The sequence below is a fragment of the Alkanindiges illinoisensis genome (assembly GCF_004377485.1).
In the GTDB taxonomy this organism is placed as follows: Bacteria; Pseudomonadota; Gammaproteobacteria; order Pseudomonadales; family Moraxellaceae; genus Alkanindiges; species Alkanindiges illinoisensis_A.
The window spans coordinates 1-11,860 of the sequence record NZ_SNTY01000076.1 but is presented as its reverse complement, the minus strand read 5'-3'; the positions used below and the strand labels follow the sequence as shown (position 1 = coordinate 11,860).

Annotated in this window: 12 protein-coding genes; 11 read left to right on the top strand and 1 reads right to left on the bottom strand. The window is 42.0% G+C overall.

The genetic code is table 11. From position 1 onward, the window contains the following. The first annotated feature begins 17 nt into the window (after nt 1-17). The 11 genes from E2B99_RS12875 (at nt 18) to E2B99_RS12825 (ending at nt 10,416) form a co-directional block, all read left to right on the top strand. The gene (locus tag E2B99_RS12875) at nt 18-944 is read left to right on the top strand and encodes a branched-chain amino acid transaminase (RefSeq protein ID WP_134245505.1); all 927 of its coding nucleotides are present in this window, start codon (nt 18-20) and stop codon (nt 942-944) included. A 76-nt stretch (nt 945-1,020) separates the two neighbouring features. Then, on the top strand, nt 1,021-1,980 hold the full coding sequence (locus E2B99_RS12870; protein ID WP_134245503.1) for a mitochondrial fission ELM1 family protein: 960 nt from the start codon (nt 1,021-1,023) through the stop codon (nt 1,978-1,980). A gap of 28 nt (nt 1,981-2,008) precedes the next feature. Beyond that, nucleotides 2,009-2,830, top strand: a complete 822-nt coding sequence (locus E2B99_RS12865) for a polysaccharide deacetylase family protein (RefSeq protein WP_134245501.1) — start codon at nt 2,009-2,011, stop codon at nt 2,828-2,830. Between the two features lies 1 nt (nt 2,831). Next, the gene (locus E2B99_RS12860) at nt 2,832-3,890 is read left to right on the top strand and encodes a glycosyltransferase (protein ID WP_240687834.1); all 1,059 of its coding nucleotides are present in this window, start codon (nt 2,832-2,834) and stop codon (nt 3,888-3,890) included. A gap of 2 nt (nt 3,891-3,892) precedes the next feature. Continuing rightward, nucleotides 3,893-4,957: an ELM1/GtrOC1 family putative glycosyltransferase gene (locus E2B99_RS12855; RefSeq protein WP_134245499.1), complete on the top strand. Its 1,065-nt coding sequence runs from the start codon at nt 3,893-3,895 to the stop codon at nt 4,955-4,957. Between the two features lie 108 nt (nt 4,958-5,065). After that, complete coding sequence (gene rfbB / locus E2B99_RS12850) at nt 5,066-6,136, top strand: dTDP-glucose 4,6-dehydratase (protein WP_134245497.1); 1,071 nt, start codon at nt 5,066-5,068, stop codon at nt 6,134-6,136. Beyond that, nucleotides 6,136-7,080: a dTDP-4-dehydrorhamnose reductase gene (rfbD, locus tag E2B99_RS12845; RefSeq protein WP_134245495.1), complete on the top strand. Its 945-nt coding sequence runs from the start codon at nt 6,136-6,138 to the stop codon at nt 7,078-7,080. Before rfbB ends, rfbD begins: the two co-directional genes overlap by 1 nt. After that, complete coding sequence (gene rfbA / locus E2B99_RS12840) at nt 7,077-7,967, top strand: glucose-1-phosphate thymidylyltransferase RfbA (RefSeq protein WP_134245493.1); 891 nt, start codon at nt 7,077-7,079, stop codon at nt 7,965-7,967. The genes rfbD and rfbA overlap by 4 nt, the downstream gene beginning before the upstream one ends. Then, on the top strand, nt 7,964-8,539 hold the full coding sequence (gene rfbC, locus E2B99_RS12835) for a dTDP-4-dehydrorhamnose 3,5-epimerase (RefSeq protein WP_134245491.1): 576 nt from the start codon (nt 7,964-7,966) through the stop codon (nt 8,537-8,539). The genes rfbA and rfbC overlap by 4 nt, the downstream gene beginning before the upstream one ends. Before the next feature lie 13 nt (nt 8,540-8,552). Beyond that, entirely contained in the window at nt 8,553-9,344 is a 792-nt protein-coding gene (locus E2B99_RS12830) for a glycosyltransferase family 2 protein (protein WP_134245489.1), read from the top strand. A 70-nt stretch (nt 9,345-9,414) separates the two neighbouring features. Next, on the top strand, nt 9,415-10,416 hold the full coding sequence (locus tag E2B99_RS12825; protein ID WP_134245487.1) for a glycosyltransferase family 2 protein: 1,002 nt from the start codon (nt 9,415-9,417) through the stop codon (nt 10,414-10,416). A 4-nt stretch (nt 10,417-10,420) separates the two neighbouring features. On the opposite strand, the gene E2B99_RS12820 is transcribed toward E2B99_RS12825, so the two are convergent. Then, entirely contained in the window at nt 10,421-11,383 is a 963-nt protein-coding gene (locus E2B99_RS12820; protein ID WP_134245485.1) for a CgeB family protein, read from the bottom strand. Between the last annotated feature and the right edge of the window lie 477 nt (nt 11,384-11,860).

Sequence of the window (11,860 nt, the reverse complement as noted above, 5' to 3'; positions counted from 1 at the left end):
TTTGGAGTAACAACGCCGTGAGTATGGCTGAACGTGATGGTCTAATTTGGCATGATGGTAAACTGGTTGACTGGCGCGATGCAAAAGTTCATGTGTTAACCCACACCCTGCATTATGGCATGGGCGTGTTTGAAGGTGTGCGTGCCTATGAAACCGAGCAGGGCACTGTCATTTTTAAACTGCGCGAGCATACCCAGCGCCTGTTAAATTCTGCCAAGATTTTCCAGATGAAAGTGACCTATGATCTGGACACGCTGATGGAAGCACAAAAAGCAGTCGTGCGGGAAAATAGCCTGAAATCCTGCTATTTGCGTCCAATTGCGTGGATTGGTTCGGAAAAACTGGGCATTGCCGCCAAAAATAATCAGGTACATGTGGCTGTTGCTGCATGGCCGTGGGGTGCCTATCTGGGTGCTGAAGGGATGGAAAAAGGCATCCGTGTCAAAACCTCTTCATTTACCCATCACCAGCCAAACATCACCATGTGTAAAGCCAAAGCGGTGGGTAACTATCCAGTATCCATTCTGGCCAATCAGGAAGTCACTACGGCAGGCTATGATGAAGCCATGCTATTGGACCCGCAGGGCTTTGTTTGTCAGGGCGCAGGTGAAAACGTATTTCTGGTCAAGGATGGTGTATTGCACACACCGGATCTGGCCTGTGGTGGCCTGGATGGTATTACCCGTCAAACCATTATCCAGATTGCGTATGACGAAGGTCTTCAGGTGATTGAGCGTCGCATTACCCGTGACGAATTCTATATTGCCGATGAAGCCTTCTTTACCGGTACGGCTGCAGAAGTTACTCCAATCCGTGAGTATGATGATCGTCCGATTGGTACAGGTGTGCGTGGGCCAATTACTGAAAAACTGCAAAAAATCTTCTTTGATGCAGTGACTGGAAAAGTTGAAAAATACCGTCACTGGTTAACACCGGTTGCTTAAATCCTTAAAAACCTAACCTGTCTGGATTTATAACCGGATAGGTTGGGTTTTTTGGTTTTAGGCAGGTAAAAAAGTCATGCAAATCTGGTATATCAGTGATGGCAAGGCAGGCCACCGGGCACAAATGTTGGGCTTGACTGCTGGACTTAAACGGCAATCCTGTCCAGTTCATTTGACTGAAATTGTAGTGCAGCAGCTATCCTTACTTACCTTGATAACCTGCTGGCTTAGCTTCTGGTTATTCAAGCGCTTACCTGCAATTTTAACTCTCTTGCCCATCCCTGACCTGATTACTGGCGTAGGGCACCGCACGCACTGGAAAGTGCTTCTCATCAAAAAAATTCTGCGCCACAAAAACCATCATGTGAAGTCGCTGATTTTAATGCAACCCAGTTTGCCTGTAGGCTGGTTTGACTACCTGATTATTCCACGCCATGACCATCCACCTGTTAAGCCTGGCATACTGGTAACAGAAGGCGTATTAAATCCGCTAGTGAATGAGAAACGCCATCAATCTGGCCGCAACCTGATTTTAATTGGCGGGCCTTCCAAACGGCATGGCTGGTCAGAAGCTGGATTGATTATCCAGTTGCAGCAAGTGGTGCAACAGGTCATAGCTCAGCAACATGCTGATGAACAGCTGATTTTAACCACGTCGCGCCGTACCCCCTCTGAATTCCTGCAGCAGGAATTTTTAAAAAAGCTTAGTACAGCGCAGTATCCGCAGGTCACTGTGTATCCGGTTGAGCAGACTCCAACAGGCTGGTTATTTGAACAACTGCAACTGGCCAGTGTAGTATGGGTGACTGAAGACAGTGTATCCATGCTCTATGAGGCGCTCACTGCGGGCTGTGAAGTACACCTGATTCAAATGCCACGTCTTAAACAGGATCGAATTACCTGCGCTGTGGATGATCTATTGGCGCAAGGGCTGGTCAAGAGCTTAAGTAAAAAGGCCATTGATTCAGGGCATACTATCACCTTGAATGAAGCGGACCGTGCAGCGCGCTGGCTGATTCACCATTTACAAGGCTAATTCCCATTTATAGGGCAAATCATCAACCATGAGCGTCTGGATTGTTTTTTTTATCGTTATTGTTGGCCTAGGCTGGTTTAGCTATCGTTATGCCTGGTGGCGTCCGCACTTAAACTGGAATCGCCCGCGTATCCTGATGTATCACATGGTACGCGAGCATATTCCTGGAGCCAAGTTTAACAAGTTGCGGGTTACCCCAGCCCATTTTGAACAACAGGTGAAATGGCTAAGCGAGCAGGGATTTCACTTTGTCACCATGCATCAGCTTTGTGCCAACTGGGGCAAACATCCAGATAAAACCGTGGCGATCACTTTTGATGATGGTTATGAAGATAACCTGCGTAATGCACTACCTATCCTAAAAAAATACAATGCCTCTGCCACCATTTATGTGGTGGTTGATCGGCATGAGCGTGACTGGTCCAGTTATAAAAAAGCCCATCATAATACTGGAGAGCTGGCACGCGAAACCAAATTGACAGATCTGCAAATCAAGCAACTGGTGGATAGTGGCCTGATTGAAATTGGTTCACACACCTTAACCCATGCCAATCTGGCTGCCATTGATGACCAGCAGCGTCTTCAGGAAATGACCGAATCACGCTATATCTTGCAACAGCAAACCGGACAGGCCATTAACAGCTTTGCTTATCCGTTTGGTATTTATAGCAAGGCTGATGTTGAAGCTGCTGATCAGGCAGGTTACCTGACTGCAGTTACAACGGTTGAGGGCGTTGATGAGCTATTGCCCAAGCCGGATTTTTTGCAGTTAAAACGTATTAAAGTCAGTGGTAAAGATAATATGCTGGCCTTTAAATGCCGCATCCGGACTGGTCAGCGAGGCCTGTAGCATGAACAAACCTGTCATTAAAACCACTCCCAGAATTACAATGGTTATGGCTGGCGATGAAGAAGGTGGGCTGGAAAAGCATGTGGTTGAGCTGAGCAATGGGCTGGCAGACCGTGGTTATATAGTTACTGTTATTGCACATGCCAAATATGAACAACGTCTTAGTAAGGACATCCAGTTTCTGGCGGTGGATTTAAGCCAAAGCCGCCGCAATCCACTGGTGTTATGGCAACTTTATCAGGCTATTAAAAAAAGCCAGCCAGACGTCCTGCATGTACATGCCAACAAGGCAGCAAGTATGGTCGCGCCAATGCTTAAATGGCTTAAAGTTCCTAGTGTAGTCACAATGCATAATAAAAAGAGCAAAGTTAATCTATGTGCGCCATTTAACCGCATTATTGCAGTAAGCCGGCAAGTCGCCGCACAATTTAAACAGCAGGATAAAGTACGGGTCGTGCTCAATGGAGTGACGATGCCAAGGGTATTAAATGCTGATAGCGTGCAAGAAAGATCGCATCAGGCAGTTCAGGCACTGGCAGTTGGCCGTTTGGTGCCCGTCAAGGGTTTTGATCTACTGATTGACGCATGGCAAGGCATTGACGCCACGCTTCACATCGTGGGAGATGGCCCAGATTATCAGGCACTGACCCAGCAAATACAGCGTCTGGGTTTACAGGACCAGATTAAGCTATTGGGTTATCGTGATGATATTCCAGCCTTACTGGCGCAGTCTGATGTGTTTATTATTTCATCACGTCATGAGGGCGGGCCTTATACACTGGCAGAAGCTTTATTAACCAGAACGCCAGTGCTCTCAACCAATGTAGGAATGGTAGCTGAAGTTCTGCCTCAAGTACTGATTTGCGAAGCTGACAATGTCACAGCCCTGCATGAATTGCTGACAACTTACCTGTCAGATATGCCTACTTTAAATAAACTAACTCAACCAGTTTATCAATTTGCACAAGATCATTTAAGTTTTGATGCCATGCTGGACAACACTATTGCTGTCTATCAGGAACTGGATTTAAGCGTTTTAAAGCAAGGGACGCCACAGTAAACATGACTATAGCTAGGCCAGATGCTAAGCCCCTAAAAATAATTTGGGTCATCAGTGATGGAATTCCGGGGCATTTTAACCAGTCCAAAGGCATTTTGCTGGCGTTGGAGCAATTATATTCCCTTAAGGTTGAGTGGGTTGAATTGCGCCTGAAAAGCGGAATTTACCGGCGTGTTTTAAGCTGGTTGCTTAATCACTGGCTGATCAAGCAGACCAAGCCATCAATTGCCATGTTGCCCTTTTTTTACCGGGGGCAGTTACCCCATGAAAAACCTGATATCGTAATTGGTGCAGGCGGCAAAAGCATGTTTGCCGTCGCATGGCTCGGGCGGGCCTTTGCTGCAAAAACCATTTTTGCAGGATCGTTGCGCCAGTTAAAGCCTGAACTCTTTAATGCGGTATTGATTCTTGAGCCAAGTACCCAAGCGCCGTTTATTAGCCTGCAAACTTCCCCCATGCCCATTAGCCAGGCTTTGCTTAAAAAAGCTGCTGAAGCATGGCTGGCTGAACAGCATCAACACGGACAGCACCAATCTGAAAAGCCGTTGTGGGCCATGCTGATTGGTGGAGATGGCGCAGGTGCGCATTATCAGGACAGTGACTGGTCTAATCTGGCGCTGCAAATGAATGCGCTGGCTGCACAGCATCATATTCAATGGCTTATCACCACATCACGTCGTACTGGTGCCAATGCTGAACAAATTTTAAAGCAATATTTAAATCCTGTTCATGTGATAGATGCAGTGTGGTGGTCTGAGAAACCGCGGCCTGTGACTTCCAGTTATCTGGGTTTAAGTCAGGTGGTGTATTGCACCATAGATTCCATGTCCATGATTATGGAGGCAGTGAGTGCCATGCGTCCGGTCGTGGCAGTGATTCCACGGCATTTTGCGCCCGATCAGAATTTTCAAAATGCAATGAATCGCTTGCAGCAGCAAAAACTGGTAGTGCAAACCAGTGTTTCAACCCTTAAACAATGTGGTGGTAATATTTTGCAGCTCAAGCCCTTAGAGCAGGAGCCGCTTAAAAAATTGGCTGATAAGCTGCAAGGTGCACTAGAAAAATAAATTCAAAAACATAAAAAGTAATTTATTGTGTTTATTTATTCAAGATTTTAAAAACAGACTCTATTACAATAATCCAACTATTGATTTCGTTAACAATGCAAAAAGATTATGAAGCTATTAATTACTGGGGGCGCTGGCTTTATCGGGTCAGCCGTTATACGCCATATTATTAAAAATAAGCAAGATCATGTGCTTAATATTGACAAGTTGACCTATGCTGGCAATTTGGAATCACTTAATTTGGTTTCCACAAGTTCCCGCTATCAGTTTATTCAGGCTGATATTTGTGATGGTGAACATTTAAAACAGATATTTGCACAGTACCAGCCTGATGCAGTAATGCATCTGGCTGCGGAGTCGCATGTTGACCGTTCCATTTCTGGCCCGGCTGCTTTTATTGAAACTAATATTGTAGGCACTTATCAATTGCTTGAGGTAGCTCGCCAATATTGGGCAGCCCTTGATCCGGAGCGTCAGCAGTCTTTCAAGTTTCATCATATTTCAACCGATGAAGTGTATGGTGATCTGGAAGGGACAACTGACCTGTTTACCGAGCAGACCCCATATTCACCAAGTTCTCCATATTCTGCTAGTAAGGCCAGTTCTGACCATCTGGTACGTGCATGGCATCGTACTTATGGCTTGCCAGTGCTGATTACCAATTGTTCTAATAATTATGGCCCTTATCACTTCCCTGAAAAACTGATTCCCCTGATTATTCTAAATGCATTGGAAGGAAAGCCACTGCCCGTGTATGGCAAAGGCAACCAGATCAGGGACTGGCTCTATGTCGAAGATCATGCACGTGCCCTATATACAGTCGTTACGCAAGGTCAGGTTGGCGAAACCTACAATATTGGTGGTCATAATGAAAAACAGAATATTGAAGTGGTGCATGCCATTTGTGAGCTGCTGGAAGAACTGGCCCCGAACAAACCACAAGGTGTTGTCCATTATAAAGATTTAATTCAGTTTGTGACAGACCGCCCTGGCCATGATGTGCGTTATGCCATTGATGCTTCAAAAATACAGCAGGATTTGAACTGGATACCGGAAGAAACCTTTGAAAGTGGTTTGCGCAAGACTGTCCAGTGGTATCTGGACAATACAGCTTGGGTGCAGCATGTTAAAAGTGGCGAATACCAGAACTGGATTAGCCAGCAATACAAGGCCGACTGATGAAAATACTTTTATTTGGAAAAAATGGTCAGGTTGGCTGGGAGCTGCAACGTGCCTTGGCGCCATTAGGTGAACTGATTGCACTGGATCGGCATAGTCAGCTTGGTGCAGAGCAACCACATGGTCATACAGCGATTTTATGCGGTGATTTATCAAATATTGATGCGATTCGTGCCACTATTGCCACCGTCAAACCTGATATTGTCATAAATGCCGCAGCCTATACGGCAGTGGATAAAGCCGAATCAGCAGCACAAGATGCCGATATGATTAATCACTTGGCAGTAAAGGCTATGACTGAAGCTTGCCAGCAAATTAGTGCATTGCTAGTGCATTATTCCACGGATTATGTGTTCGATGGGCAGGGAACCCAGCCACGGCGCGAGGACGATTCTACAGATCCACTCAATATCTACGGTAAAACCAAGCGGGCAGGGGAATTGGCCATTCTGGCAAGTGGCTGTAATGCTCTAATTTTCAGAACATCCTGGGTCTATGCCACCCGCGGTAATAATTTTATTAAAACCATGCTGCGTCTGGCATATGAACGCGAAGAGCTTAATATTATTAACGACCAGATTGGTGCGCCAACGTCAGCTGCCCTGATTGCTGATGTTACGGCACATGCGTTAAAAACTTATGCAAATGCTCAGGCTCCTGCGCAGTTATCTGGTATTTATCATTTAACCGCAGCGGGCAGTGTGTCGTGGTATGACTATGCTCAATTTATTTTTAAGCAAGCGAGTTATTTAGGTTATGCCCTGAAAATCAGACAGGTTAATCCAATTGATACCAGTGCTTATCCCACGCCTGCCCAGCGTCCACTGAATTCAAGGCTCAGCCTTAGCAAACTGGAGCAACAGTTTGGTTTAACGCTGCCACACTGGCAACAGGGCGTATTGCATACTTTACAAGAAATTATTGAAGGGAAAACTGAAAAATGAGTTTAAAGCGCAAAGGTATTATTCTAGCGGGTGGTTCAGGGACTCGTTTACACCCGATTACCATGGGTGTTTCCAAGCAGCTATTGCCGATTTATGACAAGCCAATGATTTATTATCCGTTGTCAGTACTTATGCTGGCCGGGATACAGGAAATCCTAATCATTTCAACACCAGAAGACTTGCCGAGCTTTGAAAAAATGCTCGGCGACGGTTCTCACTTTGGTATTCAATTGAGCTATAAGGTGCAACCTTCACCTGATGGCTTAGCTCAGGCATTCCTAATTGGTGAGGAGTTTATCGGGCAGGATAATGTTTGCCTGATTCTGGGTGATAATATTTTTTATGGCCAAAGCTTTAGTACCCAATTGGCTAGAGCAGCTGCCAGAACAGCTGGAGCAACCGTGTTTGGCTACCATGTGAATGATCCTGAGCGCTTTGGTGTGGTTGAGTTTGACCAGCAGGGACAGGCCATTAGCATTGAAGAAAAACCGCAAAAGCCCAAATCCAGTTATGCGGTCACTGGATTATATTTTTATGACAACAGCGTGGTGGATATTGCACGCCAGATCAAGCCATCCCATCGTGGTGAGCTGGAAATTACTGATGTCAATAATGTGTATCTTGAAAAAGGTGCATTAAATGTTGAGCTACTGGGTCGTGGTTTTGCATGGCTGGATACCGGTACACATGATTCGCTGCTTGAAGCCGGTCATTTTGTGCAAACAGTAGAACACCGTCAGGGCTTAAAAATTGCCTGTCTGGAAGAAATTGCTTTTAATCAGGGCTGGATTAGCGCAGCGCAGTTATTTGACCGAGCGCAATATTTCAAGAAAACTGGCTATGGGCAATATTTGCAAAAGCTACATGCGGAGCATCACCCAGCATGAATGTGATCGAAACAAAAATTAAGGATTTGCTCATTCTGGAACCCCGGGTTTTTAGTGATGAGCGCGGCTGGTTTATGGAAAGCTTTAACCAGCAATCTTTTGAAAAAGCCCTTACAGCTCATCAGTTGGATGCTCCAGTATTTGTGCAGGACAATCATTCCTTTTCACATAAGGGTGTACTGCGTGGACTGCATTATCAGCTAAACCCACATGCGCAAGGTAAGCTGGTTCGTGTGGTTCAGGGTAAAGTATGGGATGTGGCTGTGGATATCCGTCGCAACTCAAGCACTTTTGGCCAATGGATTGGAGTAGAGCTAAGCGCTGAAAATATGCGCCAGTTCTGGATTCCTGCGGGTTTTGCCCATGGCTTTATTGCCCTGGAAGACAATACGCAGTTCTTATATAAGACCACGAATTACTATGCAAAAGAAGCTGAGCGTAGTTTGTTATGGAGTGACCCTGAGCTGGCAATTGAATGGCCTATTGATAGCACTATGCAGCTTATTGTGCATCCCAAAGATCAGGAAGCCTTGACACTTGCTCAAGCAGTTGAAGCTCAGTCCCTGTTTTAATGGTAAAAACGATATGACAATTTTAACGCAATATCCTGAACTACAATGTTTAAATCCTCAGGAAGAGTTTAGTAAGCGTTTTAGTTTTTGCACGCTGGTTACTCGCTATGACGAATATCTGGAAATGGTAGAAAGTGCCAACCAGGCTGGTTTTGCCGGATCGGATGTTGAGTTTTTATATTTCGATAATAAGCAATCCAATCAATATGATGGTTATAGCGGTATTAACAAGGCCATTCGGGCTGCACGTGGTAAGTATTTGATTTTTTGTCATCAGGATATTTTATTCAAGTTTGATAGCCGAACTATCCTTGATCAAAGAATTGAAGAGCTTGAACAGCTAGACCCAAACTGGGCAGTGGCTGGCAATGCAGGGAAAACCAGAAGTGGCGAGGTTAAATTAAGAATTACAGATCCATATGGTAAAGATATAAAAAAGGGGCTATTCCCTGCTGAAGTTAATTCATTAGATGAAAATATTCTAATTATTAATCTTAGCCAAAATATAGCTTGTACAGCGAATATGACAGGCTTTCATCTTTATGGAACAGACTTATGCCAGAATTCTTATCAGCTTGGTCTTAAAAGTTATGTTATTGATTTTCACATATTTCATAAAAGTGCAGGGAAGGTTAATCAAAGCTACTTTGATATACAGCAAAAATATATTAAATTGCAGTGCCAAAGAAAGAAAAATCAAATAATATGGGCAATGTGCTCTAGCTTTTACATTTCTAATTCATCATTTTTAAATTTAGTTATGAACTGGAAATATATAATGAAAATAATAAAAAGATTAGTGTGATGTATTTTTCTAGTTAATTGATAATTTAAGATTATCTAATGAAATTTATCTTAGGTTAATGAGTTTTTAAATGCTTAAAGTTTCTATTATTGTTCCAAATTACAATCATTCACGATTTCTTAAAAAAAGATTAGATAGCATTTTAAATCAGTCGTATCAAAATTTTGAAGTAATTATTCTTGATGATTTTTCATCAGATAATAGTAGAGATATTATAGAAACTTATATTCATCATCCACGCATAACCAAAACTATTTATAATTCTAGAAATTCTGGTTCTACGTTTTATCAATGGAATAAAGGAATAGAGTTAGCGACGGGTGAGTTAGTATGGATTGCAGAATCGGATGATACAGCCGATCCTAAATTATTAGAAATACTAGTAAAGCCTTTTGAGGAAAATAAAAATTTAGTTTTAGCCTATTGTCAATCAAATCGTATGAATGATAATGATGAAATTACAGGGACATGGTTGGATTGGGCGGATCCTTTAGACCAAGAACAAAACTTCAAAAATAACTTCTTTATGAATGGCCAAGATTATATTGAAAAATATTTAATTCATAAAAACACTGTACCTAATGCAAGTGCCGTAATATTTAAAAAAGAAGTTTATCAAAGCTTAGGTGGTGCTATTCCAGAGCTAAAAACTACTGGTGATTGGGAGGTATGGTTAAAGATTTTATCAGTCGGTGATTTATTTTATTATGCGTTACCATTAAATAATTTTCGTTATCATAGTAATAGTGTCATTGCAAAATTTAGTGCCGCAAGCAAAGTTACTGATAGTAGAAATCAGATTATTGCAATGTATAATAGCTATATAATTTTTCTTAAGAAAATTAATAATTATAAATTATTATTAGAAAGTGAGAACCAGAAAAATTTTTATTTAAAAAAACAGGTCACATATAAAATACGTAAACATATTTTTACAGAATTGGGGGATGACATCAAAATGGCATTAACTAATAACTGGTTAATCAATGCATTTTTTTTAATCAAAGTATGCCTTCAAATTTTTTATTTTAGTTCAATAAAGCTTTTAGTGGATAAATTGCAAAGTAAATAAATTATTAGCCATCATAACTTGATATCGTTATAAGACGCTGAGCATAACTATGTTCTGAATGAGCTTTATTACAACTGGCTTGCGTATCAATATCAGGCTTGCTTATCATTTTCCCGCTTAGTTCTGCTGCATTATTGAAGTAAATAAGATCTTTTTCAATGTTGAAACAATGGAGCAGGTCGCTACTGTATTCTGTTACTAGAATCGCTCCCGCTCCTATTGCTTCAAAGCAGCGCATATTTAGTCCTATGCGGGTATTATTATGATTAATAATATTCAGCACATATTTATATTGTTGGTATAAATCAGCAACCTGACTCAAGCCAAGGTTATGCGGATGAGCCGTAATATAATCGGATTTGAGTTTATCCCATCCTTTTCCATAGACATTTACTGGAACTTGTATCTGTTGTAAAAATGCTTGCCTGTTTTCCGACCAGGCACCAATAAATAGCAAGGCATCCTTACGGGTCAGGTTATTTTTGGGAGGATAAAAAATAGTCGGATTAAACCCCAATGGCAAGTAAGCAACCTGATCAATTCCCATCTGACGAGCATCATCCAGAAAGCTACTGTCAGTAAAGAAAAACTGGTCAATTATCGGACTGCTAAATTTTAGCCGTTCATCAAAGAAATCACCGATCCAATGATAAATTTTTGCCTTTGGTTTCGCATGTTGTAAAACTTCAAGTAAGGGCAAACTCAGATAAAATAGATCTGCAATTAAAATAATATCTGGTTGTGTATTTTGAATTTTTCTAGCCAACAATTTGGCCGTGTAATGATCCAGATTCTGATAGCTCAATTTTAGGATTTTTTTTAAAATCCGTTCATGCCAGTTATTGTGATTAAGGGCAAAACCATCAATCTGAACATCAGTAAGACTCGTTTTGGCATCTAGTAAGCCCTCATACCATTGTAGTATGCCGCCACGTTTGCCTAGGACTAATATGGAAGGTTTGCTCATGTTTAACAGTTTAGTTGAAGCGCAAAACCCATTATAGCGTAGAACAATTCCGCTAACGCAGCTTTTGAAGAATACTTATTGCGATAAGCTAGCAATTAAATGATGAGTGACCTGATGGTTTATAACCCATTAACTATTTAGGGCCTGAAACATATAAAAACCATTTCTCATGATTTAAAGCGATACACTGCAAGCCATTAAAACTCTCCAAAAATTAATAGATTGATATTGATTCTCAGTTGGTAAAAGATAAAGTGGTTTGCGTGGTACGCACGTCATTACAATTATTTAATGCCATTGAAGGCTGCCAAAGATTTCACCAGAATCACTTAAAATATCTAGGGCGTGTGCTCATTTGAAGAATTGGTTTTACATACTTAAGATCTTCCTTTGAGTTATTTTTATTTCTATATTTTCAATGGCACGTACTCTTCTTACCGATGATATCTGGCAGCAAATTCAAGATACTATGTGATT